The sequence below is a fragment of the Mesorhizobium sp. LNJC405B00 genome (assembly GCF_000502615.1).
Lineage (GTDB): Bacteria > Pseudomonadota > Alphaproteobacteria > Rhizobiales > Rhizobiaceae > Mesorhizobium.
On sequence record NZ_AYWC01000003.1, the window covers coordinates 120,721 to 146,760 of the forward strand.

Sequence of the window (26,040 nt, forward strand, 5' to 3'; positions counted from 1 at the left end):
TCTTCGGCTTCCTGGTTGAAAATCGCGCCACGCAGATTAGGGTCAACCTCCCGCAGATCGAGCAGCAGAAGACACCGTATGCCAGGCAAATTGACCACTATCGGCTTCGACGCCGACGATACCCTATGGCAGAACGAACAGTTCTTCCGCCTGACCGAGAAGCATTTTGCAACCCTGCTCGCCGACCATGGCGAGGCCGAGCACATTTCGGCACGGCTGCTGGAGGCCGAGAAGCGCAACCTTGCCGTCTACGGCTTCGGCATCAAGGGCTTTACCTTGTCGATGATCGAAACGGCGATAGAAGTGACCGAGGGCCGTGTGCCGGCCTCGACGATCGCCGAAATCCTTGCCGCCGGCCGCGACATGCTCGGCCATCCTGTCGAGGCGCTGCCGCATGCGCGCGAGACAGTCGAAAAGCTCGCCGGCGCCTACCATCTGGTGCTGATCACCAAGGGCGATCTGTTCGACCAGGAGCGCAAGCTGGCGGCGTCCGGCCTTGGCGACCTGTTCGATGCCGTCGAGATCGTCAGCGACAAGAGCGCCGCCACCTATGCCAGGATCTTTGGCCGTCACGGCAGCCCGCAGACCAGCATGATGGTCGGCAATTCGCTCAAGTCGGACGTGGTGCCGGCCATCGAGGCCGGCAGCTGGGGTGTGTATGTGCCGCACGAGCTGACCTGGGTGCTCGAACACGTCGAGCCGCCGGTCGAGGCACCGCGTTTTCGTCAGCTTGTAGATCTTGGCGAACTGCCGGCTTTGATCGAGAGCATCGGCAAGGAAGGCTGACCGCCCGCACGCGTTCGGGCGGATTGCGATCAGCCGCGCCCGAGACTGATCAGCCGGTCGACCACCGGCTGCAGCCTTTCGGTGGTGATCGGCTTGGTTACCACCACATCGACCACGCTCGACAGACCCAGGCTGTCGGGCGTGCCGGTCTTGGTTGAAAGCAGGATCACCTTGGGGAGCGACCGCCCAGATGTCCGCCGCAAGGCGTCGATGGCCGCAATCAGCGCGCGGCAGTCCTCGTTGTCGGGGCCGCCATCGAGAACGACGGCGCCCGGAATGAGGNGGCGACTCGGAGATCGGCTTCAGTCCGGACTTCTCGACGATCTTCGACACCACCACCCGGTTGATCGGCGATTTTCCAACGACCAGCACGTGGGAGAAATCCGTTGATATCTCGGAGTTCGCGTCCCTGCTTGACGAATTCAGATGTTTGGCGGTGTCGGTCTCGCGGTTCACAGGGCACATGGGCGGGGCGGGCACTCGGCGCTGCTTCAATGCAGGGTTGAAATCCGAGAGCCAATTGGCGTGAGATCGCCCGCCATGTCAAGCTGAAATGACGGACCTGCGAAATATAGCCGGAAATATTAAAACCCGGAGACAAGGTCTGTTTTCGAACTGTAGTTAAGTTTACGCTCAAAAGCGAAAGTCACCCGCGCTGAAAACCCGCGGGTGACGTTGAAATCGGCCAGTGAGCGGCGGGGCCCATAGGTTCCACAAGCACAAAGCTTCCGTTAGGGAAGATCAGCCGTGACTCTTCTGCGTGACGATCACCGGGATCAGCAGGTCGCCCCAATTGCCGTCGCCACCATGATGCCGGGCCGAGCGCACCAGTTCCACCGAGACGCCGGCCTCCACTGCCTTCATCACCGATTGATTGAGCCGGTGCAGGTCGTTGGCCAGCATGCGGATGGTCGCCTGTTGGTCGACACTCATCGTGGTGGACTGCTCTTCTGCACGTTCCTTGACGCGGCTTATGGATGCCATTTTCTTCTCCCTTGCCCTTCGGGCGTTTCCTCTGTTGGTTATGTCGATCGGGTCATTCCGCTGCCGGCTTGAACTGGGCGTGCTCAGTCGATTCATGCATGGCGGCGGTCGAGGACTGGCCGCCGCTGATCGCCATTGAGACGGCGTCGAAATAGCCGGTGCCGACCTCGCGCTGGTGCTTGGTCGCGGTGTAGCCGTGGACTTCGGCCGCGAACTCGGCTTCCTGCAACTCGGAATAGGCCGCCATCTGCCGCGCCTTGTAGCCGCGGGCCAGCTCGAACATGCCGAAATTGAGCTGGTGGAACCCGGCCAATGTGATGAACTGGAACTTGTAGCCCATGGCGCCGAGCTCGCGCTGGAACTTGGCGATCGTCGCGTCGTCGAGGTTCTTCTTCCAGTTGAACGACGGCGAGCAATTATAGGCGAGCAGCTTGCCCGGATGATGCCTGCGCACGCCTTCGGCGAATTTCTTGGCCTGCGCCAGATCGGGCTTGGATGTTTCGCACCAGATCAGGTCGGCATGCGGCGCATAGGCAATGGCGCGCGCGATGCACGGTTCGATGCCGTTCCTGACCTGGTAGAAGCCTTCAACCGTGCGGCCGGCATCGTAGTCGACGAAAGGCTGGTCGCGCTCGTCAATGTCGGAGGTCAGAAGCTTTGCCGCTTCCGCATCGGTGCGTGCCACGACTAGCGTCGGCGTGCCCATCACGTCGGCCGCCAGACGCGCCGCGTTGAGGTTGCGGATATGCGCAGCGGTCGGGATCAGCACTTTGCCGCCGAGATGGCCGCACTTCTTCTCAGAGGCCAGCTGGTCCTCATAGTGGACGCCGGCAGCGCCCGCCTCGATGAACGCCTTCATGATCTCGAAGGCGTTGAGCGGTCCGCCGAAGCCGGCCTCGGCATCGGCGACGATCGGCGCGAACCAGGTGTCGACCGACAGGCCGTTGCCTTCCGAGGTCTCGATCTGATCGGCGCGCTGCAGCGTGCGGTTGATGCGCTTGACCAGTTCGGGCGCCGCATTGGCGGGATAGAGCGACTGGTCCGGATACATGGCCGACGCGGTGTTGGCGTCGGCGGCGACCTGCCAGCCCGAGAGATAGATTGCCTTCAGCCCGGCACGCACCTGCTGCATCGCCTGGTTGCCCGACATGGCGCCGAGTGCATTGACGAAGTCTTCCTCGTGGATGAGCTTCCACAGCCGGTTGGCGCCCATTTCGGCAAGACTCTGGCGTATCTGGACCGACCCGCGCAGCCGCTTCACATCGTCCGGCGAATAGGCTCGTTCGATGCCGTCGAAGCGGCCTTCGGGCGCGGATGGGACAAGATTGTAAAAATCAGTCATTGGTCACTCCAGATCAATCGATGCCAGTGTCTTGAAACGCCGCGCCCTGGGATGGTGTGCGTCGTCTGTGTGTGACATCATTTACATTGCGCCGCGACGAGAGCGAGGAAAACCGCCATTTCCGGTAGAAAATAAGAGAAAACCTGTGTTGTGTTTGACTGCTTGCCGCTGTAAATCTGTCATGATTGTAAAAAGATGGTGCGCCGTTCATCGCTCGCAAGTCGTGTAAATTCCTGTCAAGGAAAGCCGATGGCCGACCAGAAGATATTCGCCGGGCCGCGCATCCGCCGCATCCGCATCGCCAAAGGCCTGACCCAGACGGCGATGGCCGAGGGGCTCGGCATCTCGCCGTCCTATCTCAACCTGATCGAGCGCAACCAGCGGCCGCTGACGGTGCAGCTGATCCTGAAGCTGGCCTCTGTCTACAAGGTCGACCCGCATGAATTGCAGGGTGAGGCGAGAGGGTCGATCTCGGCCTTGAAGGAAGTGTTCGGCGACCCGCTGCTTGCCGGTGAGCTGCCGGGCGACCAGGAACTGATCGAACTGGCCGAGGCCGCCCCCAATGCATCGGCTGCGATGATAAAACTGTTTCGCGCTTACCGCGAGCAGGCCGAGCGGCTGTCCGATCTCAACGAGCTTCTGGCGCGCGAGGGCCGCGCCACGGCGCTGTCCGGTGCGCGGCTGCCGATCGACGAAGTGCACGAGATTTTCGAGCGCCGGCCGAACCATTTTGCAGCACTGGAGGAGGAGGCCGAGGCCTTCACCTCGATGCTCGACCCCGGCGACGATCTGTTCGGCGCGCTGAAGGCGTGGCTGAAGCGCGAGTATGGCATCGTCGTCAAGGTGCTGCCGGTCGCCACCATGCCGAACTGGCGCCGCCGTTATGACCGTCATTCGCAGCGTCTTTTTCTATCGGAGCGGCTGTCGCCGTTCGACCAGTTGCGCGAAGTCGCCATGGAGGCCTGCCTGATCCGCATGACGGTCGCTGTCGCCGGCGAAATTCAGACGCTGAAGCTCGGTACGGACGAAGCCCGTCGGCTCGCCCGCTTCGAGTTCGGCCGCTACGCCGCCAATGCCTTGATGATGCCCTATCAGGCATTTCATGCCGCCGCCGTGCGGGCTCGTTACGACATCGATGTGCTGCGCTCGCGTTTCGGCGTCTCCTTCGAACAGGCGGCGAACCGCCTGACCATGCTGCAGCGTCCTGGCTTGTCCGGAGTGCCGTTCTTCATGCTCGAGGTCGACAATGCCGGCAACCGCTTCCGCAAGGCCGGCGGCCAGGGCTTTCCGCAAAGCCGCTTTGGCGGCGGCTGCCCGAAACTGCCGGTCCATGCCGCTTTCGCTTCGCCTGGCCAGATCCTGGTCGAGGCGGTGGAAATGCCCGACGGCGCCGAGTTCCTCTGCATCGCACGCACGCTCGAGGGGCCGCAGGGTTCGTTCTCCGAGCGTCCGCGCCGCACCGCGCTGCTGTTGGGCTGTGATATCGGCTTTCGCGACGAGACCGTCTATGGCGCCGGGCTGCCGGCAAAGGCCGGACAGGGCGCCGCCACGCCGGTCGGTCCCGCTTGCCGGCTGTGCGAACGCATCGGCTGCCTCGCCCGCGCCGAGCCGCCGGTGACCCGTCCGCTGGGCCTCGACGAGATGGTGACGGGCCTGAGCGCTTTCGATTTCCAGTGATGCTCTCGAGCTGGCCGTCCCGGAAGACTGGAGCTATTGGCCTTAAGCAATAGAGTGCGGCCCGAACCACCGCCGAACCAAATATTGATTAAGCATCGGCGCTGCGCTATCGAAAGGTGAGCCGCAGGGCAGCCAAGGGGGGGACGGCTTATGAACAGGAAAGCTTTGTGGCTTGGCGTGGCGCTTGCCGTTTCGGCAGGGCCAGCTCTGGCGGAAAAATCCTCGGAATTCTTCAAGGACTATCAACAGTATAGTGACGACGGCAGGGCGTTCCTGGACAAGATCGACCCCAAGACCGGCATGATCGACCTTCCCGAAGGCATCCATCTCGATCTCAAGGACAAGTTCTATTTTCTGGACAAGAAGGACGCCACGTCCGTCCTGACAGAGGCCTGGGGCAATCCGGCTGATACCGCGTCCGAAGCAATCGGCATGATCTTCCCGGCCAAGTACGAGCCCATCGCCGGCAACGGTTGGGGCATCGAATTGCGCTATGAAAAGATCGGCCATGTCGATGACGCCGACGCCGCATCCATCGACTACACCGAATTGCTGAGCAGCATGCAGGCGGACACATTGTCGGCCAACGATCAGCGGGTGAAGGACGGCTTTCCCCCGATCAAGCTGATCGGCTGGGCCTCGCCGCCGGTCTATGATTTCGTCCACAAGCGGCTGCACTGGGCCAAGGAACTGCAGATCGGAGACGATACCGTCCACACGCTCAATTACGACGTCCGTTTCCTCGGCCGGGAAGGCGTCTTCGTGATGAGCTACATCGCTACGGTCGAACAATTGCCGGAGATCAAGCAGAGCCTGGACGAAGTGCTGGGCGTGGCGGACTTCAACACCGGCAAGAAATACACCGATTTTCTGCCAGGCACCGACACGGTCGCCGCGGTTGGCATTGGCGGCCTCATCGCCGGAAAACTCGCGGCAAAGGCCGGCCTGATTGCAGTCGCGCTCATCGCCCTGAAAAAGTTCGGCATTCTGCTGCTGGTACCGTTGGCCGGTCTCTGGCGCTTTATCCGCGGCAACAAGGGCATGTCCTAGAAACGGCGGTGTTTGCCCGTATGGCTGCCGGTTGGCGGTGCGCCAAAGGGAATGCCGGGCTGGGTCACGTCCGGCGGTAGCCTATGCGCTAGGCGAATACGGCACGTTTCTGTCGTCCATTGTGCATCATGCCACCCCGAGATAGCCGACAGTCGCACCCCATGACCGATACCGCATCTTCTCCAATCGCCGCACCGCCGATCGTCTCGCCGCGCGAAGAGCGGGTCGGCTTGCTGCTGGTGTTCCTGTCGGCGCTGATGTGGAGCTTTGGCGGCACCATCGCCCGCTTCATCGACACCGCTGACAGTTGGACGGTGGTGTTCTGGCGCTCGCTGTGGGCGGCTGTGTTCCTGATTTGCTTCATGGCCTGGCGCGACGGCTGGCGCGGCATGTTGCGGCTGTTTCGCGACATGGGCCTGCCCGGCCTTGCCGTGGCCGTCTGTTTCGCCACGGCGTCGACGTGCTTCGTTGTCGCGCTCGCCTACACCACCGTTGCCAATATCCTGTTGATGCAGGCCGGTGTGCCGCTGCTGGCGGCATTGCTTGCCTGGGTGCTGTTTCGCGAACGCGTCGCCGTCGCGACCTGGGTGGCGATCGCCGCCGTCATCGCCGGCGTCGCCATCATGGTGTCGGAATCGCTCGACGGCGCCGTATCGCCCATCGGCGACGGGCTGTCGCTGCTGATCGCCGTCATGTTCTCGATTGCCACCGTCATCACCCGGCGCTTCGCCCATGTGCGCATGACGCCGGCGACGTGCCTCGGCACGATGCTGGCAGCGGCTTTCGCCGCATCGCAAGCCACGCAGTTTGCCACGTCGACCCACGACATGGCTTTCCTGTTTGCCTTCGGCGTTATCAATCTCGGCCTCGGCCTTGCCTTCTTCGCCACCGGCGCGAGGCTGGTTCCTGCGGCGATCGCAGCACTCCTCGGCACGTTCGAGCCGATCCTCGGACCGATCTGGGTCTGGCTCGTTCATGGCGAGGTGCCCTCGGTGCGCACCATCATCGGCGGCGCGGTGGTGGTCGCCGCGCTGCTCGTCCATATCGCGCTTGAATTCAAGCGCCAGGCGAGGCCTGCACGGCCGGGGACCACTGGCCTGCCATCCCCTAATTGACCCGCCTTTCCCTTGGTTGAGCCCGTCTTCCCTAATTACGCCCGTCTTTCCCCAATTAGCGAAGCCGCACGCCCTATTGACCGAGCTTCCCCGCGCGGGCCATTGACAACCTTGCTGCGGCACGGGCAGGCTGGGGCACGGCAACAACAAGACAGGCTTATCTTGCCAAGTGTCCCCGCCGGTCGGACCAAGACCGGACCACAGCGTCGTATCCCTGCCAGCGCCGCGGCGAAAGCCTCTGACGGCGTCAGCGCGCCCGCCATGCGGGCACACAGAGCCATCATCTGCCGCTCGTCGAACCGCCCGGACGGCGCTGGCAGTTCATGCTTGTGGCTGCCCGGAAAGCTCAATACTCTGAAGCAAATGCCCAATCGCGCTCGAACAGCGACGACTTGGCGAAGGAACACTCATCAAAGGAGAACAGCATGATCCGCAAAGCGCTCTGGCTTTCGGCAACCTCGGCATTTCTGACGCTTTTCGCCGTTGGCGGCCATGCCGAGGATCGCGTCGTCAACGTCTTCAACTGGTCGGATTACATCGACAGTTCGATCATTGACGACTTCACTAAGGAGACCGGCATCAAGGTCGTCTACGACACCTTCGATTCCAATGAAATCCTCGAAACCAAGCTGCTTGCCGGCGGCAGCGGCTATGACGTCGTCGTGCCCAGCGGCAACTTCCTGGCCCGCCAGATCCAGGCCGGCGTGTTCCAGAAGCTCGACAAGTCGAAGCTGCCCAACATTTCCAACATGTGGGACACGGTTTCGGAGCGCACCGCCAAATACGATCCGGGCAACGAATATTCGATCAACTACATGTGGGGCACGGTCGGCATCGGCTACAACATCAAGAAGGTGAAGGCTGCACTCGGCACCGACAAGATCGACAGCTGGGATGTGTTCTTCAATCCCGACAGCCTGGCCAAGCTGAAGGACTGCGGCGTCTATGTGCTGGACTCGCCGGCCGACATCATCCCGGCGGCGCTCAAATATCTCGGCCTCGATCCGAACAGCACCTCACCTGACGACATCGCCAAGGCCGAGGAGACGTTGCTGAAGGTGCGGCCGTATATCCGCAAATTCCATTCGTCCGAATACATCAACGCGCTCGCCAACGGCGATATCTGTTTGGCGGTCGGCTGGTCGGGTGACGTCTTCCAGGCACGCAACCGCGCGGTCGAGGCCAAGCAAGGCGTCGAGATCGGCTATTCCGTGCCCAAGGAAGGCGCCCAGATGTGGTTCGACCAGATGGCGATTCCCGCCGATGCGCCGCATGCCGCCGAGGCACTCGAATTTCTCAACTACATGATGAAGCCGGAAGTGATCGCCAAGTCGTCCAACTATGTGCTGTACGCCAACGGCAACAAGGCTTCGCAGCAGTTCGTCGACAAGGCACTGTTGGATGACCCGGCTGTCTATCCGGACGCCGAGACCCTGAAGAAACTCTATACGGTCCAGCCCTACGATCCCAAGACCCAGCGCCTGATCACGCGCAGCTGGACCAAGATCGTCACCGGCCAGTAAGCAACGCGACTGGTCCCGGCAGTCATCTGCCGGGACCATTCTTCTCTGGGGCAAGAAGCAAAAAAACAGGACGGAGTGGGACATGAAATCGCTTGGCAGCATCCGCAGGGATTTTGCGCCTTGGACTGATCCGAATGCCAAGCCATACATTCAGTTCGAGAACGTCACCAAGAAGTTCGGTGACTTCACAGCCGTCAACAATCTATCGCTGACCATTTTCGAGCGCGAGTTCTTCGCCCTGCTCGGCGCGTCCGGTTGCGGAAAGTCGACTTTGCTCAGGATGCTTGCCGGCTTTGAGGAGCCGACCGCCGGCCGTATCCTTCTCGACGGCCAGGATTTGCGCGGCATCCCGCCCTATCGCCGCCCGGTCAATATGATGTTCCAGTCCTATGCGCTGTTCCCGCATATGACGGTGGAAAAGAACATTGCCTTCGGCCTCAAGCAGGAAGGCATGCCGGGACCGGATATCGAAAAGCGCGTCGCCGAGATGCTGAAGCTGGTCAAGCTCGAGCAGTTCGCCAAGCGCAAGCCGCACCAGCTCTCCGGCGGGCAGCGCCAGCGCGTCGCACTCGCCCGCTCGGTCGCCAAGCGGCCGAAAGTGCTGCTGCTCGACGAACCGCTCGGCGCGCTCGACAAGAAGCTGCGCGAGGAAACGCAGTTCGAGCTGATGGACCTGCAGCAAAATCTCGGGCTCACTTTCGTCGTCGTCACCCACGACCAGGAAGAGGCGATGACCATGGCCGACCGCATCGCCATCATCGACAAGGGCGAGGTGATGCAGGTGGCGACGCCGGCGGAAGTCTATGAAGCCCCCAGTTCGCGCTTCGTTGCCCACTTCGTCGGCAATGTGAACATGTTCGAGGGCAAGGTCGCCGAGCGTGCGGCAAACACCACGCGCATCACCGGCGCGACAGGGGCCCAGATCGTCGTCGAAAACAGCACCGATACAAAGGCCGGTTCCGACATCGTCTTCGCCATCAGGCCGGAGAAGATCAAGGTTTCGTCGACGAAACCGGCCGACGCCGTCAATGCGCTTGAGGGCGAGGTCTACGACGTTGCCTATCTCGGCGACATGACCGTCTACCACATCCGGCTGGATGACGGGCAGATCATCAGGGCAAGCGCGCTCAACGCGGCGCGAGTCACCGAGGACCCGCTGACCTGGAACGACCGCGCCTGGGTCTCCTTCCGGCCGGATGCCGGCGTCGTGCTGACACGGTAGGGGGCGGCCATGTCCAACATTGCACTCACCGACGCCGGTCCATCGGCCGCGGCCAAACCGTTCCTGATGCGGCTCGGTGCCGGCTTTGTCAGCCGGCTCGTCATCATCGTGCCTTATCTCTGGCTGCTGTTCTTCTTCTTCATCCCGTTCATCATCGTCTTCAAGATTTCGCTGTCGCAGTCGGCGATCGCCATGCCGCCCTACACGCCGGCGCTCGATTTCAGGGACGGCATGTCCGGGTTCTTTGTCCGCTTCCGCGAACTCAGCGTCGACAATTATGTCTGGCTAACGCAGGACGCGCTTTACTTCAAAGCCTACGTGACCAGTGTTATTATCGCTGCTGTCTCGACGATCCTGACCTTGCTCGTCGGCTTCCCGATCGCCTACGGCATGGCCCGCGCGCCGGCGACGATCCGTCCGACCTTGCTGATGCTGGTTATCCTGCCGTTCTGGACGTCGTTCCTGATCCGCGTCTATGCCTGGATCGGCATCCTCAAGCCCGAGGGTCTGCTCAATCAGCTGCTGTTGTCGCTGCACATCATCAATCAGCCACTGATCATCCTCAACACTTACACGGCGATCTTCATCGGCATCGTCTATTCCTACCTGCCATTCATGGTGCTGCCGCTCTATTCCTCGCTGGAAAAGATGGATTATTCGCTGATCGAGGCGGCAAAGGATCTCGGCTGCCCGCCGACATCAGCCTTCTGGAAGATCACCTTCCCGCTGTCGCTGCCCGGGGTCATCGCCGGCTGCCTGCTGGTGTTCATTCCAGCGGTTGGCGAGTTCGTCATTCCCGATCTGCTCGGCGGCTCGCAGACGCTGATGATCGGCAAGACCTTGTGGAATGAATTCTTCGCCAACCGTGACTGGCCGGTGTCGTCGGCCGTCGCCGTCATCCTGCTGCTGCTCCTGATCGTGCCGATCATGCTCTTCCAGCAGGCCCAGGCACGCGCCCAGGAGCAGGACAAATGAACGCCACCTGGAGCCGCTTCAACGTCACCTCGGTCGTGCTGGGCTTTGCCTTTCTCTATCTGCCGATCGTGCTGCTCATCGTCTTCTCCTTCAACGAGTCGAAGCTGGTCACCGTCTGGGGCGGCTTCTCGACCAAATGGTATGCCTCGCTGTTCCACAATCAGGGGCTGATGGACGCCACCTGGGTGACCGCGCGTGTGGGTGTCATCTCCGCCACTGTGGCAACCGTGCTCGGCACGCTGGCGGCACTGACCTTGACCCGCTACACCCGCTTCCGCGGCCGCATCCTGTTTTCCGGCATGGTGTTTGCGCCGCTGGTCATGCCGGAAGTCATCACCGGCCTGTCGCTGCTGCTGCTGTTCGTTGCCGTCGGTCTCGACCGTGGCTTCCTGACCGTGACGCTTGCTCACATCACCTTGACCATGTGCTTCGTGGCCGTCGTCGTGCAGTCGCGCCTGGTGTCGTTCGATCGTTCGCTGGAAGAAGCTGCCTTGGACCTCGGCGCAACGCCGGTAAAGACCTTCTTTCAGATCACGCTGCCGGTCATCATGCCGGCCATCGTCTCCGGCTGGATGCTGGCCTTCACCCTGTCGCTTGACGACCTGGTCATCGCCTCCTTCACCTCCGGGCCTGGCGCCACCACGCTGCCGATGAAGATCTACAGCCAGGTGCGTCTCGGCGTGACGCCGGAAATCAACGCCGCCTGCACCATCCTGATCGCCGTCGTGGCGGTAGGCGTCATCATCGCTTCGGTCGCCAACAAGCGGCGTGAGGTGCAGCGCCAGCTCGACGAACAGGCCGCGCAGCGCGGTTGATTGCGTCAAACGAGGATAGGGCGGTTCCGGCGAGGGACCGCCTACTCGCCTGAGACGCCGCGGCTGATCGGCGAGATGAACGGCGTGCTCCAGGTGCCGCCGACGAAGAATGACGACTGGTTGGATCCCTGCTGGCCATTGACCGGTACCGCTGCCGGGTCGGCCTGGGTGACACCGCCCGACAGCGCCAGCCCGCGTCCGCCGTAAGAGGCGATGCCGGACAGCCAGACCTTGTATTTCGCCGAATTGGCCTCGGCCTTGTCCAGCCTTGCCACACCCTTCGAGATGGTGGCCTTGAGCTCGGCGCCGTCCATCGGCAGTGTCCCGTCCGAGACGTCGTCGAGCGCGAAGAAGCCGCCCTGTTCCGTGTGCTTCAGAAATGCCGGCAAATTGAGCCCGCTCAGCGCGCCCGGCCCGAACGTCGCAGAGACCGAGCCGTCCGCGTTCTCGAAGATCGAGTCCCAGGATTTGCCCGGCCCTTTGAGAATGACCGAGACAGTGCCGGTGCTGGCCGGCACCAGCCGCGTCATTCCGGCCGCGGTGCCGAAAGCGGCGCCGTCAATATCGGAGGCGAGCAGCCGGATCTCGACCTGCGAGCCCTCCGGTTTGCGGTCGAAACGCAGGCTACTTTGCACGTTGCCGCCAAAGGCCGACGCATCGGAGATATCGAAGACGGCAAGCCCGTTCTTCACCTGCGCCGTGGCGGCGACGTCGGCAAGCTGGATTGCGCCGGCCGAGGCATGCGCCGCTGACAGCCTCAGATCGAGATTGATCCGGTCGGCGAAGCTGGTGTCGATTTCGCCGGGACCGGTCTCGCCGGTCGGCGCCAGCGGCGTGAAGGCCGAAAACAGCGACCTGAGGTCGAGCGTATCGAAGGCGAGTGTGCCTGATATCACCGGCAAGGCGTCGCCGAACGAAAAATCCAGCGCCCCCATTCCCGGGTTGTTGTCGAGCGTCACCGCGGTGTTTTCGAATTTGACGCGGCCGGCGGTCGCCGTGATCTTGCTCGAAATCGAGACCGAACCGATCGCCGTACCAGGAGCAATGCCGGCCTGCGACCATTCCAGCACGCGCCGCAGCGAGGGCGCGGCGAATTTCGCCTGGCCATCGAAATAGGCGTTTTGCGACATGCTGGCCGTGCCGTCGAACGAGAAGCTGGCCGGCGCTGCCTTGAACGAAAACGTGACCGGTGCGGCGCCGCCGGCAAACAGCACCAGCGGCTTGGGCGAGGCGGCATCGACGGTGACGCTCTCGCCGCGCCAGATTCCGGTCGCCGACAAGGTCGCGTTGCTGTTCATCGCTGCCCAGCTCGCCTGGCCGGACAGGCTGGTCAGCAATTCGACGTCCTTGCCGCCGACGGAGGCGACCATGCGGCCGTCCCTGAATTCCACGATGCCGAACGGATCGGCGGGCAGCTTGCTCAGATCCGGCTTCGTCGGATCGGCGTTGACCACGCCGCGCGCCGTGTCGATGGAGCGGGTGATGCGTCCGCCCGTTGGTATGGCGGGCAGGAATATGCCGTTTGCGGCGCGCTGGACCCGGATCGTCGGCCGCACCAGCCGCGCCGTCGAAAACACCACATCGCCCTGCAGCGCCGCCATGGCCGAAAGGTCGACCTCGACCCGTTCGGCCTCGATCACCGGCGGCGCGTCGGTCTCGGTCCACTGCGACAGCGTGACGTCGCTCAATATGGCGCGGAACTTCGGCCACACCTCGATGCGCGGCGAACCGGCGATGGTGACCCTGAAACCGCTCCACGCGCTCATTTCCCAGGCGATGCGATCGCGCACGATCCGGGTCGAGGCAAACAGCGGCAGAGCGGCGACGACCAGCGCGATGACGAGCACGGCAACGCCGATCGCCCATATTCCGCGCCGGATCAAAGGTGATGGCATATTGCCCCGGTTGCTTTCATTCCGATAAAAATCGCCTGACGGGTGTAACCGTCAGTTGTCACCACGCCTTCCAGTCGTCACTACGACTTAGGGCTGAGGCATTTCAAGTCTTTATGGCCCGGCGATGGCAATTGCGAACATATGGCCGAGTTTTAGCGGAACAAAATCTTGCTCTGCCGCACGGTGGTAGGCATAAGCGATGCAGCTTCAGCCTGCTACGAGGCGCGGCGTTTTTGGGACAGCGGCGCCTGTAAAGCTGAGGCTAGTGCATGTCGCAAGGAAGAGTGCAGCGGTTCCGGGACAACGACGTGCATCAAAACAAAAGCATATCTATCTTGCGACGCGACGGGCTTCAAGGAGGATCGATCATGGCTGCCGAAGCACCGCTCTGGACCCCGACGCAAGACCAGATCGACGCAGCACCACTGACCGCGTTCATGAAGGCAGCAGCGGCCAAAAGCGGCACATCCTTCGCCTCCTACGCCGACCTGCACCGCTGGTCGGTCGAGGATCGCGAAGGCTTCTGGAGCCTGCTGTGGGACTTTTGCGGCATTGTCGGCGACAAAGGGACCGATGCGGGCGAGACCGTGCTCGTCGATGGCGACAAGATGCCCGGCGCATCGTTCTTTCCCGATGCGACGCTGAACTTCGCCGAGAACCTGCTGAAGAAGATCGGTTCCGGCGACGCGATTGTCTTTCGCGGCGAGGACAAGATCGAGCGGCGGCTGTCGTGGAGCGAACTGCACCAGCTGACCTCGCGCTTTCAGCAGCTTTTCCTGTCGCTCAAGGTGAAAAAGGGCGACCGCATCGCGGCGATGATGCCCAACATGCCGGAAACCGTCGCCGCCATGCTGGCGGCCGCCTCCATCGGCGCGGTCTGGTCGTCCTGTTCCCCCGATTTCGGCGAGCAGGGCGTGCTCGACCGTTTCGGCCAGATCGAGCCGGTCATATTCATTGCGCCGGATGGCTATTGGTACAATGGCAAGGCAATCGAGGTCGCCGACAAGATCGCTGCCGTTGCGGCGAAGCTCGAAACCGTCCGCAAGGTCCTGATCGTCGACTATCTCGGTACCTCGCGCGATATCGCAGCGATCATCGACAAGGCCGTGGCGCTCGAAGAGGCGGTGTTACCCTTTACCGCCAAAGCGGTCACGTTCGAGCGGCTGCCGTTCGCGCATCCGCTCTACATCCTGTTCTCGTCAGGTACCACTGGCATTCCCAAATGCATCGTCCATTCGGCCGGCGGCACGCTGGTCCAGCATGTCAAGGAACACCGGCTGCATGCCGGACTCATCGAAGGCGACCGCTTCTTCTACTTCACCACCTGCGGCTGGATGATGTGGAACTGGCTGGTGTCGGGCCTGGCCTCGGGCGCCACGCTGCTGCTCTATGACGGCTCGCCCTTCCACCCCGACGGCAATGTGCTGTTCAGCTTTGCAGATGCCGAGAAGATGACCTTTTTCGGCACCTCGGCCAAATTCATCGATTCCGTACGCAAGGCCGGGCTCAAGCCGATCCGCAGCCATGATCTGTCGTCCGTGCGGGCGATTTCCTCCACCGGCTCACCGCTGTCGCCGGAGGACTTCCGCTTCGTCTATGACGGCATCAAGAAGGACGTGCATCTGGCCTCGGTTTCCGGCGGCACCGACATCGTCTCCTGTTTCGTGCTCGGCGTACCGACGCAACCGGTCTGGACCGGCGAGATCCAGGGTCCCGGCCTCGGCCTTGCCGTCGATGTATGGGACGATGACGGCAAGCCGATCCGCGAGCAAAAGGGTGAGCTGGTCTGCACAAAAGCGTTCCCGTCGATGCCGATCGGCTTCTGGAACGATCCTGAGGGCAAGAAATACCAGGCCGCCTATTTCGAGCGCTTCGACAATGTTTGGTGCCACGGCGACTTCGCCGAATGGACCGCGCATGGCGGCATGATCATCCACGGCCGTTCCGACGCGACGCTCAATCCGGGCGGTGTGCGCATCGGCACGGCGGAGATCTACAATCAGGTCGAACAGATGCCGGAGATCCTCGAGGCGCTGTGCATCGGTCAGGATTTCGACAATGACGTCCGCGTCGTGCTGTTCGTGCGGCTGGCCGCCGGCGTGACGCTGGACGAGGATCTGGAAAAGCGCATTCGTTCCAAGATCCGCAGCGGCGCCAGCCCGCGCCACGTGCCGGCAAAGATCGTCGCCGTCAGCGACATTCCGCGCACCAAATCGGGCAAGATCACCGAGCTTGCAGTGCGCGACGTGGTGCATGGCCGCGCCATCAAGAACAAGGAAGCGTTGGCCAATCCAGAGGCGCTGGAGCTGTTCAGGAACCTGCCGCAGCTGGCTGAGTGACGCGGCCGGGATGGTTAACCAGATATGTCGGTCGAATTTACCTAGATTTCATGAGTGGTACACATTCGTAAATTTTTTGGACGGCCGGTAAGGAGTTGTTAAGGTCCGGCGTCGATAGTCGCACGTAACTTGAGGGAGAAATCCCGTTCCTCGTCCCCTGAGGATCAGATTCGCTCAAGCCCCCGTTGTGACAGCAAATCCCATTTAAGGCGTCCTGTTGGACGCCTTTTCTTTGTCCGGGATTCTCGCCCGGGAATGGCCGGCCCTATTCGGCCAGCACCCGCGTCGACGGGAAGGCGACCTCGACCAGCGTCCCTTCGCCCGGCGTCGAGGTGATGGTGAAGCGGGCGCGGTTGGCTTCCACCATCGCCTTGGTCAGCGGCAGGCCGAGACCGGTGCCGTCGCCACGCCCGCGCTTCAGCGCATTGATCTGCTTGAATGGCTTCAGCGCCTGCTCGATCTCGGCATGGCTCATGCCAATGCCGGTATCGCGCACCCGCATGACAACGTCGCCGGAGGTTTCATAGGCGGTCGACACGATCACCTGTCCGCCGGCTTGCGTATAGCGAATGGCGTTGGACAGGATGTTGAGCGCGATCTGGCGCACGCTTCTGAGGTCGGCGACGACTTCCGGCAGTCGCGAGGCGAAGCTGGAGCGAATGATGACACGCTCGCGGTTGGCCTGCGGCTGCATCATCGCCACCGTCTCGGCCAGCGTATCGTTGAGCGACACCGCCTCGTAGTCCATTTCCTGCTGGCCGGCCTCGATCTTCGAAATGTCGAGGAGGTCATTGACGAGATCGAGCACATGGTTGCCCGAGCGGTTGATGTCTCTGAGATAGTCGCGGTAGCGGTCATTGGCTACCGGGCCGAACTTCTCGTCCACCATCAGCTCGGAAAAGCCGATAATGGCGTTGAGCGGCGTGCGGATCTCGTGGCTGATGCGGGCGAGGAAATCGGTCTTCTGCGAGGAGGCGCGCTCGGCCACCGCGCGCGCCTGGGTCAGATCCTCTTCGGCCCGCTTCCACTGCGTGATGTCGCGCACCACGGCGCAGAAGCCGCTGTCATTGGGCAGCCTGCCGATGGTCATGAACAGCGGGATGAAGCGCCCTTGCGCCTCGCGCCCGATCACCTCGCGGCCATCGTTCATCACACTCGCCACGCCGGGCTCGGACAGGCCGTTCAGATAGTCGCGCGCCGCGCGCTGGCTTTCGATGGCAAACAGCGAGGCGAACGGTTTACCGGTGACGTCGTCGCTGTCGAAGCCGAACAGCGCCTCGGCCGGCCGGCTGATCGAGCGGATGTCGCCGTCGCGGCCGATCAACACCACACCATCGGTCGCGGTGTCGATGATGGTGCGCATCTCGGCAATGCGCGCTTTGAGTTCGGAGACATCGGGCTGCGTCTGCTCCTCGGCTGCGAGATGCGCAACCATCGGCGGCTCGTTATCGCCGGTACGTCGCACCACCAGCATCAGCGCCTTGCCGGCGCGCCACGGCACCGAACGCAAAATGGCTTCGATCGGAAATTCCTGGCCCTCGCGCGTCTTCAGTTTGAGTGTGTGGTCGCTTTCGCCGGCCATTTCTGAATAGGGATCGGCAAACAGCGCGTCGAGCCCGCCGGCGTCGCTCAGGTCCTCAAGCGTGTCATAGCCGGTCAGGCCGAGGAATTCCTCATTGGCGTAATGAAGCTCGTCGCCCGAATGGATGAGCAGCGGCACCGGCAGCTTGCCGAGGATCGACGTGTCAGGGGCCTTGTGTTCATCTCCGGCCGAGAATGCCGAAGGCATGAACCCCTCAAGCTTGAGCGGCGGCACTTTCAGGCGCTGTGGTTCTGCCGGCACTGTGTCCGCATCGCCGGCCTTGTCCCCGTCTTCCACGGCGGAATCGGTCGCCTCGTCGGACGGCGCCCAATCCTCATTGTCCTCGGCATCGCGGAAGTCGGCCGACGTCATGCTGTCGTCTTCACCGGCATTGGCCGGCGTCTCGGCAACAACCGGCTGTGGCTCTGCGGCCTCGACGATCTCTTGGGCTTGCGTATCATCCGGTTCGGAAGCCGGCGCAAGTTCGTCGTTGGACGACGTTGCTTCCGTACTGTCTTCGGTGACGGAGCCTGGTTCGGGATCGGCATAGTCGAGCAGGGAGCGCGACACTGTCGGCGCCTTCGCCTCGCCTGCTTCGCTGTCCGCAAGGCCGTCGTCCGGCTGCTCGCCGTCAAGCCGCGTCAGGTCCTTTTCGTCCTCGGCATCGCTTTCCGGCGGTTCGGCCTCAGCCGTTTCGCTTTCGGGTGCGGCTGCCGATGGTTCAGCCACGGCAGCCGGGCCGGCTTCGTCCGGACTCGAGACCTCGGCGGGTTGTCGGGCTGGCGCGGCTGTTTCAGGCTGGTCCGCCTCGACATGATCCGGCTTGGGCTCATCTGCCTTGGCCTGGTCTGGCATTACCTGATCCGGATTGGCCGGTTCGGCCTGCTTGGCAGTCTCCGGCTGCTCCGGCGGGGGATTGTCCTTCTTCAGCCGCTCGCCGATTTCGCGGAAAGCGCTGCGCTCCAGCGTCGACAGGCCCCTCTCGCTTGTCGGCTGCTTGTCGTTGGCGGGCTGCCGATGCTCGGCCAGCCGGATGACCTTGTCGGCAAAACGACGTTCCTGCTTCGGCACGATGGTCAGTGCCGGCACTTCGCCCTCGAACGGATCGGCCGCCTTGGGAGCTTCCGCCACGGGCTGTTCCGGGGCCGGCTCAGCTGCTGCCGCTGGCGCGCCATTGGGGACCAGCGCCATGCCGATTGCTTCCGGATCGACCACCGCATCGCCGGCGCGGGCGACGCCGAAACCACGAAAACCTTCGAAGGCGCGGCTGCGGCCATAGACAGGCAGTGCTGCCAGATCGACCGGTATCTTCAGGTCGGAGCCGGCAACCGGCCACAGTACCGAGCGGCCCGACCAGGTGTCGCGCCGTTCAAGCAGGCCCGCGATCTCGCCCGAGGCGTCGAGGCCGAAAGTTGTCGCGACGTCCTTGAAGCGGCGGCCGATCACGTCGGCGGCGGCTTTGCCGACAATGTCGCCGAATTCCGGCGACAGCGCGCTGAACTTGCCCTCGGCGTCGGTGCGCCAGACGAAGCGCAGCGGCGGCGCCGAGCGGTCGACCTCACGTTTGGCGGGAGGCGCAGCCGGTGGGGCTGCGTCGGACGGCAGGGCGGGCGCAGCGGCACTGCTGTCCAACTGCGCACTCTCGGCCGGGGAAACAGAGTCCGGCCCGGCCTGCGCCGGGCTGTCCGGCTCGCCCGCCTGCGGCTCTTCGCCGGCATGGAAGTACCAATGATCATGTTGCGCCGGCGCGCTGTCATTCGCCGCCTGCTCGCGGCCGGTCGTCTGCTCGCGATGGTCCGCCTTTGTATCGGTTGACGCCGAAGCATCATGCTCGGTGGCAGCCGGACCTGTCTCCCCGACATCAGGCGCGGCCGCGAGTGGGGCGCCCTGATTCCCGCTTGCGGTGGGGTGGTCAGCCACCGCATCCACCGTTACCGCGTTCTCCGCGGCGGCTTGCGCCGGGCCATCGTCGACCTGCGCTGCAGCAGGTTCGGCATCCAGCTCGCCGACAGGATTTTCCTCACCGAGCTGATCCTCGTCGATGACCACCAGCAGATGCCTGGACTCGGTCAGGCGCGCGAAGCCGGCCGGATAGGACGTGGCGCCGCCGGGGACCAGCCGCTTGACGATGCGGTCGTCCTGGCTCGCCACGTCGGCGACAAGCGCGGCCAGCGTCTCAGGCCGGATGGCGAGCGCGCCAAAGCCATCCGAAGCCGCCTCGACAGTGCCGGCGGCGTCGACAAAGGCGATGAAATGGCCGTCTTCGGTAAAGCCGCTGATGGCGCGGGTCCCAATGTCGGCAGCACTGCGCGAGCCGGCCTGCGCTGCCGGCACCACCAGCATAATGGCGCTTTCGCCGTCCGGCATAGTCACCGCACTGGCCAGGAAGCCGACGGCGCGGCTGGTGATGCCGGTCGCCAGCCGTACCGTAATGGCGCGGTCGCTGCCGATCTGCGGGAAGCCCGCGGTCGCCATGATCTGGCGCCTGGCGATCAGCGGCAGCTGAGCCGAGGCGCCGATGATGGCCTCGATATCGGGATAGCCGAACACCGCAGCGCCCGGGCCGTTGGCCCAGATCACCTGTTCGAGGTCGGCCGACAGAATCGCGATCGCGTCGCCGGCGGCGAAGCGCTGGCGAACCGCATCAAGCACGGCGACATCGAGGAAAGAGTAGTTCTCGGAAGGCATGCGCTTGGCGGACCCTTTCGGTGAAACCTCTTGGCGAACCCCTCTTGGCGAACCTACAAGGCGGGCAATTTGCAGTTAACGCTTTGTTAATAAAAGCCCGCGCGGCGAAGGTCCACAAGCCATGGCGGGAAGCAGGTGGAATCTCTGGCCACTTGGTTAACAGCGTCTCGGAATGTCCCTGGATAACCTCTTGGGTGACGCATGGGAAGAAATTTATGGTGCACTGCAACAAAGATATTGCATCGCACAAAAAAACCGCTATATTGCCATCATACATGAACGAGACGGCTTTTTGTCAAAGCCGCTACCCCGAAAGGATGGAAAATGACCAAGGCCAAGACCGCTGAGACCATCGAAAACGTCGAATTCCCGAGCTTCGACGCTTCCAAGGCAACCGACCAGATCCGCGCTTTCGCCGAAAAGGGCGTCGAGCAGTCGAAGGAAGCCTACTCCAAGCTGAAGACCGGCGCCGAAGAGACCCAGAAAGTCCTGGAATCGACCTTCGAGACTGCCAAGACCGTTTCCAGCGACCTGTCGCTCAAGACGATCGCCGCTCTGCGCGCCAATGCCGAAGCCGGCTTCTCGCATCTCGAGGCCCTCATCGGCGCCAAGTCGCTGTCGGAAGTAGTCGAACTGCAGACCGCCTTCCTGCGCAAGCGCGTCGAGACCACGGTCGAGCAGGCCAAGGACTTCCAGGCTGTTGCTTCGAAGGCTGCCGAAAACGTCTCCAAGCCGGTCAAGACCGCTTTCGAGAAGGCCCTGAAAGACATCAAGGCCGCCTAATAATTGCGCACAACTCTGCGATGCATCAAAACGTCGCATTTCGTCAGACAAATAGGTGTGCAATAGAGTTGTCCAAATGAATACCCGGCGAGTGGAACCTCCTCCCTCTGCTCTCCGGGGTGACCAGCCAGCACCTCCTCCCGCTGGCTCGTAACAGGAAAAGGCCGGCACCTCCTCCCGCCGGCCTTTTTCTTTTGCCGAAGAAACCGGCGCCTGTTGGCAGAACCGGCTTTGCCTTATCAAAGGCCTTGAATTAGTCTCTGATAGACCGTATTGGACGCATCGCCGAACGACAGAGCGGATCTCGGAGAATGAATTTTCACCACGATCTGGCTCAGGCGAACGTGCCGTTGTAGCTCAGATGGTTAGAGCGCCGGATTGTGGATCCGGAGGTCGCTGGTTCGATCCCAGCCAACGGTACCATCGAATTTCCCGCTAAAGTATTGATTGCCGATCCCGACGGTCCACGAGAGATCAAGACCTGTATGGCGCTGTCGGCAGGGCAGGAAGACCCTGACTGCACACACGCCGCGGTGCGGATACCCGCGCCACAGCTTAGGTTTCATTTTACTCCAGCGATTCGTCGGTCGGCCGAGGCGTCGTGCCTGCCTGACGAGGGCGGCCGGCATTGCGATTTGCAATACGGCTGTCGAGCGGCGATCTGGACGCTTGCTGGGCGCCGGCGGTCTTGGGTGCCGTCGGCTTGGCGCCGGAATCGCTGTCTTCAGCATCGCGACGGGGATGTGGCAGGCCGGCGGCCTCAGGCGACCTGACCGGGGGTGTGGCGGCCGGGTTTGTCGATGCGGGTTTGTCCTTGGCCATTTTCAACTCTCGCCTTTTCAGCATGCAGACGGCCGGACAACAAAGTCGGGCCATTGGACAGAACGGTCAGCCGTGCGGGCGCATCACGACTTTGATGCAGCCGTCCTCCTTGTCGCGGAAGGTTTTGTAAAGCTCGGGCCTGGCCTCGACGCCACCCGATGGGTGATCACGAATGACGGGTCGATATCGCCGTTCTGAACTTTCTGCAGCGATGTCGCGTTCATCCTGGATCGTCGGATCGGCCACCTGTTCGCAACGTATGTGGCCTTTGCCGCGCCATGTGAGGGCCTTCATGTGCTGTTCCTTGACGACAAGCTCTGCGAGCCCGAACTTGGCTTGATGTGAAATGTTCCCGCTTCGAACGAGCATCTGGCCTCAACCCTTGGCGGCCGAGCCGGGTTCGGCCATGCCGCAATGCTGCTCGGTCGGGGTGCCGGCCGGCGTGGCATGCGCGGCTGCAACCTGCTTTTCCAGCCGCTGATCGCCTGCTGCCCACGGCCACATCCTTGAACGCGTTTTGGCGCAAGCGCAGGCTATCGCGCCAGCATCGCGGCGACAACGAACACGACGGCGGCAACGACGACAAGCGCGACAATGGCCAGCACCGGGCCGTTTTTACTCGGGGCCGGGGCGCTCTCGTCGTCCGGCCGCCGCATCGCATTGGCGAAGCTTGCTTGATTAGCGAAAGCCGGCGTGCCCGTCGCTGCGGGAACCGGCACGGCGCCGGTGTCTGCCGCTTCGGCATCGGTTTCCATGGGCGCCGCCGCCGGGTCGAATCCCGGCGTCTTGTCCTCTGTCACCCCAGACTGAATATCGCCTCTGTCTTCGGCCGGGTTACGTTCGACGTTCATGATGATGCTCCTGCCGCTGGCCCGGGCTTCCCCAACCGCGAGCGGATCAGGATGTTCCATTGGGCGGAATCGCCAACAACGAGGAGCAAATTTCAGATAGCCTTCAAACAGATGTCTCTGGTGGCAACGCGGGCCTTGCAACCGGTCAGCACCGGATTGGTGGTCTCGTTGTAGTCGGCCATGGTCGGCAACGCGGCAGATTCGGCAAAGTTCCAGTCTGGCTCGCAATGCCCGCTTACGCACACCGCCGCTCGTTGACCTTGAGCTGGCTCGTTCCAGCCACTCCAACCCAAATTGCCAGTCGGGCTCCCGGCGGCGCGCTGTTTGGATTCCGTGGGAACATCAACAGCGCCAGCGAGTTCGGTATGTGCAGCGAGTTCCCTGTTCGCCGCATGGCCAACATCCGGAGCTCTTGACTGCCCGCGTCTTCGCTCCTGGAGCGCGGGCCACTCCTCTTAGCCCAAGGTTGCGATCATGAGCAGAAACATTCCGGAAAAGCGGGCCAGGCAGGGTGGCTTGGGGCGACCGGTCCTTGGCGTGCTCTTGGCAGGCCTTGTCTTGGCGCTCGTTGCCTGGGGGATCGCTGAAATCTATGGCGAGCAGGCTAAGACACCGGCGACACAGCAAAACAGCCGGGTTCCATCGCCAGATACTTACAGCCCAAATCCTGGCCAAACGGACCCTGCAAACTCCAAGGCCGACGATGTGAATGGCGAACCGGTGGACCGAAATCCCAAGCTCGACAAGGATCCGACGCCGCGATCAAGCACTGGCGGGGATCAGCCAGGAACGCCGCCAGCTCAACCTGCTTCGCCATAGCGTTCGGACCTGTTGATGAAAACAATCCAACAGCAGATGCGGAAATTTGGAGCGGCGATTTCAGCCAAATTCAGGTGCCCGGGTCTGTCAATAATCGCCGACGCTCTCTGATAGCTGAAAGTCACGAAAACCTCCGCTGATTATTACCGCTTGCTGGATGGCACTGGCGGCTCCAGACCGACTGCGCGCTGTGTCACGCCGGCAGACCTTTGCACCTCTGGGCGCTTTTGGAGTTGCAAGTCGATGGAATCGGGCAAGCTGGGTGTAGATGATGCAGTCGTCATCTTATCCAGGTCCGGCAGCAACACCATCTTTGCGTAGCGTGGAGGAACCAGATGGCCTCCGAAAACAGCGAATATCCCGCACACGAATAAAGCGAGAAGCAGGGCCGTAAGCACATCTGTGAAAATTTCGACAAATCTCATGTGCTCGCTCCGCGCGTAAGGATCCCGCCGCGCTCTCGACAGTAAGAGCGGCGGGATCCTCAACCGGCGATGAAGGGACTTTGATCGACGGTCTTCTCCTAATGTGGCTTCCGGTTGCGTGTTCCCTGGTTCGGACCTTATCCACCGACTATGGGACTAAGGTCCCGAACCTAAATGGAACCAATGGGGAAGAGCGGAATCCATGTGCCTTTAAGAGGCTTCAACCAGAGGGCACGACGGCTGATCGTCAGCCTCCCGCCAGAGACAGTCCACGGGCGCGCTCGCGCAGCAACGCAAGCAGTTCGTCGCGCCGTGGCTCCGGCGTGTCGACGGGTAACACCAAACACAAGGTCCTTTTGATGGCGCCGTGGCCGTCACGGATGGGGGCCGCCATGCACCAGGTGAAACGGTCGGCCAAGGCTGTGGTCTCGCTGAAACCCTGCCGGTGGGCCAAGGCAACATCGGCAAAGAATTCGGCTGGTGCAATGATGCGGCCGTCGGGAAGCCTGTAGTCGCCAGATGGGATGAAATCCCTCAACTCTTGCTCGTTCATATGGCCGAGGAGCAGCCGTCCGGATGCCGTCCATGGGATCGGCACCTCAACCCCAACATCGCTTGAGATCCGGAACGGGCCTGGGGAATCTCGGCAGTCAAGAACGACGTATTTGTTGCCACGCAGGCCGCATAGCTGGACCGTCTCGCCTGTCTCGGCGGCCAACTTATCCAAGGTCTCGATGATGCGACGGTAATGGGCATTGTGATGTGAGTAGGCCCAGCCGAACAGATGCATGGCGCGTCCGAAATAGACGTAACCTTCACCGCCGACGTTTTCGAGCATTTCGGCGTCGAGCAGGCTGTTGACGATCTCGTAGGTGGTCGAACGCGGCGCGCCGATCATCTTGGCGATGTCGCCGACGCGCATTGGCGCGCGATGCCGCAGCAAAGCCTCGAGCAGCATGATGACGCGGTCGATGCCGCGTCGTCGTTCGCCATTGCGCGGCTCCGCGCCGGCTTCCTTCCCGATCGCATCGTTAGTGCCGTCGCTCATGACCATCCGCCAAAATCATTTCGGTTCTCGTCTCAAGGCGCTTGAAAGATGTCAAGGCTCGGTCTAGCATCCAATTTGTCCGATATACAGACACATTGTCTGAAATACCAGACAAACTAACGAGCCTGACGCAGACAAATCCCGAGGCGACACACGGTTTCCAAGATCCGGCGACCGACGGGTTTCCTCGCCCTTGTTCTGCACGTCGAGGCCACAACCTCTGAAGGGAACAGTCATGATGAAATCACCGTTTTTCGCATCCGCCAGCGCGCTTTGCCTCGGTCTCGTGCTGAGCTTTGGCGCCGGCTCGGCAGCCAATGCCGCCGCCAACTGCATCAAGGGCGACCGCAAGGCGCCGTACACGATCGGCTGGGCCAACATCTATTCCGTGCCGACCTGGATGAAGCAGACCCAAGGCACGATCGAAGCCGAAGTCGAGACCCTGAAGAAGCAGGGACTGGTCGACAAGCTCGTCGTCACCGACGCTCAGGGCGATGCCAACGTCCAGATCCAGCAGATCCAGTCGATGATCGATTCCGATGTCGACGCCATCATCCTGATCGCCGGTTCGTCGACCGCACCTGCACGCGTTCTAGCCGATGCCTGCGCCAAGGGCATCGCCATCATCAACTTCGACAGCCTCGTCGACACCGACAAGGTCACCGCCAAGGTCAACACCGATTCTTCGCAATGGGGCGACCAGGCCGCCAAGTTCCTGATCGACGCCATCGGCGGCAAGGGCAAGATCCTCATCCTCAATGGCCCCGCCGGGGTTTCGGTCAGCGATGACAGGCGCAAAGGCGCCGACGCTGAGCTCAAGGCCCATCCCGACGTGACGGTGCTTGCCGAGACCAACACGCCCTACAACGTCGCGCCGGCACAGGAAGCCGTCACCAGCCTGCTCTTCGCCAACCCCGAGATCGACGGCATCCTGTCGCTCGGCGGTGCTCTGTCGGCAGGCGCCGTGCTGGCCCTCGACAAGCAGGGCCGCGAACAGGTGCCGATCACCGGTGAGAACGCCCGGCAGTTTTTGGAACTCTGGAAAGAAAAGGGCTTGAAGAGCTGGGCGACGATGCAGCCGAACTGGCTCGGCGCCTTCGCCACCTACACCGCCGTTCAGGCGCTGGAAGGCAAGGATGTGCCGGCTTTCGTCAAGATTCCGCTGCCGGTGATCGACAATTCCAACATCGACGAATACCTCGCCCGGGCCAAGGACTTCCCGGCTGACGGCTACATCTTTTCTCCTTACGATGAGGAGCTGTTCAAGAAGCTGCTGGCTCAGAAATAAGCCTGAAGGGT

19 protein-coding genes, 1 tRNA gene and 2 pseudogenes are annotated in these 26,040 nt (G+C 62.3%); 12 read left to right on the forward strand and 10 right to left on the reverse strand.

Going from position 1 to position 26,040, the window contains the following annotated elements; genetic code table 11:
* Window positions 1-78 precede the first annotated feature (78 nt).
* Window positions 79-786, forward strand: coding sequence for an HAD family hydrolase (locus tag X756_RS158050; protein WP_023729066.1), 708 nt, complete (start codon window positions 79-81; stop codon window positions 784-786).
* Between the two features lie 29 nt (window positions 787-815).
* Here the strand turns inward: X756_RS158050 and X756_RS01000000165285 are convergent.
* From X756_RS01000000165285 to aceA, 3 genes and pseudogenes are all read right to left on the reverse strand, one after another.
* A pseudogene (locus X756_RS01000000165285) lies at window positions 816-1,251 on the reverse strand (response regulator).
* Window positions 1,252-1,527: 276 nt separating this feature from the next.
* Window positions 1,528-1,770 (reverse strand): hypothetical protein, encoded by a 243-nt coding sequence (locus X756_RS158045; RefSeq protein WP_023669318.1) that lies wholly within the window; start codon window positions 1,768-1,770, stop codon window positions 1,528-1,530.
* Window positions 1,771-1,822: 52 nt separating this feature from the next.
* Window positions 1,823-3,112, reverse strand: coding sequence for an isocitrate lyase (gene aceA, locus X756_RS158040; protein WP_023669319.1), 1,290 nt, complete (start codon window positions 3,110-3,112; stop codon window positions 1,823-1,825).
* Window positions 3,113-3,361: 249 nt separating this feature from the next.
* Between aceA and X756_RS158035 the strand changes: the two genes are divergently transcribed.
* The 7 genes from X756_RS158035 to X756_RS158005 all read left to right on the forward strand — a co-directional run bounded on the left by X756_RS158035 (window position 3,362) and on the right by X756_RS158005 (window position 11,489).
* Complete coding sequence (locus X756_RS158035) at window positions 3,362-4,789, forward strand: helix-turn-helix domain-containing protein (protein WP_023692381.1); 1,428 nt, start codon at window positions 3,362-3,364, stop codon at window positions 4,787-4,789.
* Window positions 4,790-4,939: 150 nt separating this feature from the next.
* Window positions 4,940-5,839, forward strand: a complete 900-nt coding sequence (locus X756_RS158030) for a DUF2167 domain-containing protein (RefSeq protein ID WP_023729068.1) — start codon at window positions 4,940-4,942, stop codon at window positions 5,837-5,839.
* 161 nt (window positions 5,840-6,000) lie between these two features.
* Window positions 6,001-6,954, forward strand: coding sequence for a DMT family transporter (locus tag X756_RS158025; protein WP_023729069.1), 954 nt, complete (start codon window positions 6,001-6,003; stop codon window positions 6,952-6,954).
* Between the two features lie 425 nt (window positions 6,955-7,379).
* Window positions 7,380-8,477 (forward strand): polyamine ABC transporter substrate-binding protein, encoded by a 1,098-nt coding sequence (locus X756_RS158020; RefSeq protein ID WP_023681872.1) that lies wholly within the window; start codon window positions 7,380-7,382, stop codon window positions 8,475-8,477.
* Window positions 8,478-8,559: 82 nt separating this feature from the next.
* Entirely contained in the window at window positions 8,560-9,699 is a 1,140-nt protein-coding gene (locus tag X756_RS158015; protein ID WP_023729070.1) for an ABC transporter ATP-binding protein, read from the forward strand.
* Window positions 9,700-9,708: 9 nt separating this feature from the next.
* Window positions 9,709-10,674, forward strand: a complete 966-nt coding sequence (locus X756_RS158010; protein ID WP_027049422.1) for an ABC transporter permease subunit — start codon at window positions 9,709-9,711, stop codon at window positions 10,672-10,674.
* Complete coding sequence (locus X756_RS158005; RefSeq protein ID WP_023669326.1) at window positions 10,671-11,489, forward strand: ABC transporter permease subunit; 819 nt, start codon at window positions 10,671-10,673, stop codon at window positions 11,487-11,489. Before X756_RS158010 ends, X756_RS158005 begins: the two co-directional genes overlap by 4 nt.
* A 41-nt stretch (window positions 11,490-11,530) precedes the next feature.
* Here X756_RS158005 and X756_RS158000 read toward each other — a convergent pair whose 3' ends face one another.
* Window positions 11,531-13,384 carry an AsmA family protein gene (locus X756_RS158000; RefSeq protein ID WP_023729071.1) on the reverse strand — a complete coding sequence of 618 codons (1,854 nt, stop codon included), beginning with the start codon at window positions 13,382-13,384 and terminating at the stop codon, window positions 11,531-11,533.
* 368 nt (window positions 13,385-13,752) lie between these two features.
* On the opposite strand from X756_RS158000, the gene X756_RS157995 reads away from it, so the two are divergent.
* Complete coding sequence (locus X756_RS157995) at window positions 13,753-15,723, forward strand: acetoacetate--CoA ligase (RefSeq protein WP_023729072.1); 1,971 nt, start codon at window positions 13,753-13,755, stop codon at window positions 15,721-15,723.
* 265 nt (window positions 15,724-15,988) lie between these two features.
* On the opposite strand, the gene X756_RS157990 is transcribed toward X756_RS157995, so the two are convergent.
* Entirely contained in the window at window positions 15,989-19,993 is a 4,005-nt protein-coding gene (locus X756_RS157990; protein WP_023729073.1) for a PAS domain S-box protein, read from the reverse strand.
* 324 nt (window positions 19,994-20,317) lie between these two features.
* On the opposite strand from X756_RS157990, the gene X756_RS157985 reads away from it, so the two are divergent.
* Window positions 20,318-20,776: a phasin gene (locus X756_RS157985; protein ID WP_023729074.1), complete on the forward strand. Its 459-nt coding sequence runs from the start codon at window positions 20,318-20,320 to the stop codon at window positions 20,774-20,776.
* 346 nt (window positions 20,777-21,122) lie between these two features.
* Window positions 21,123-21,199, forward strand: a tRNA-His gene (locus X756_RS157980).
* 144 nt (window positions 21,200-21,343) lie between these two features.
* On the opposite strand, the gene X756_RS157975 is transcribed toward X756_RS157980, so the two are convergent.
* The 5 genes and pseudogenes from X756_RS157975 to X756_RS157960 all read right to left on the reverse strand — a co-directional run bounded on the left by X756_RS157975 (window position 21,344) and on the right by X756_RS157960 (window position 24,741).
* Window positions 21,344-21,598 (reverse strand): hypothetical protein, encoded by a 255-nt coding sequence (locus X756_RS157975; RefSeq protein WP_023729075.1) that lies wholly within the window; start codon window positions 21,596-21,598, stop codon window positions 21,344-21,346.
* Window positions 21,599-21,664: 66 nt separating this feature from the next.
* A pseudogene (locus tag X756_RS1000000169285) lies at window positions 21,665-21,807 on the reverse strand (glutathione-dependent formaldehyde dehydrogenase); the annotation flags it as partial.
* A 166-nt stretch (window positions 21,808-21,973) separates the two neighbouring features.
* Window positions 21,974-22,102, reverse strand: a complete 129-nt coding sequence (locus tag X756_RS1000000170335) for a hypothetical protein (protein ID WP_023729077.1) — start codon at window positions 22,100-22,102, stop codon at window positions 21,974-21,976.
* A 29-nt stretch (window positions 22,103-22,131) separates the two neighbouring features.
* Window positions 22,132-22,449, reverse strand: a complete 318-nt coding sequence (locus X756_RS157965) for a hypothetical protein (protein WP_023704493.1) — start codon at window positions 22,447-22,449, stop codon at window positions 22,132-22,134.
* Window positions 22,450-23,940: 1,491 nt separating this feature from the next.
* On the reverse strand, window positions 23,941-24,741 hold the full coding sequence (locus tag X756_RS157960; protein ID WP_023681861.1) for an IclR family transcriptional regulator: 801 nt from the start codon (window positions 24,739-24,741) through the stop codon (window positions 23,941-23,943).
* Window positions 24,742-24,976: 235 nt separating this feature from the next.
* Between X756_RS157960 and X756_RS157955 the strand changes: the two genes are divergently transcribed.
* Window positions 24,977-26,029, forward strand: a complete 1,053-nt coding sequence (locus X756_RS157955) for an ABC transporter substrate-binding protein (protein ID WP_023723360.1) — start codon at window positions 24,977-24,979, stop codon at window positions 26,027-26,029.
* Window positions 26,030-26,040 lie beyond the last annotated feature (11 nt).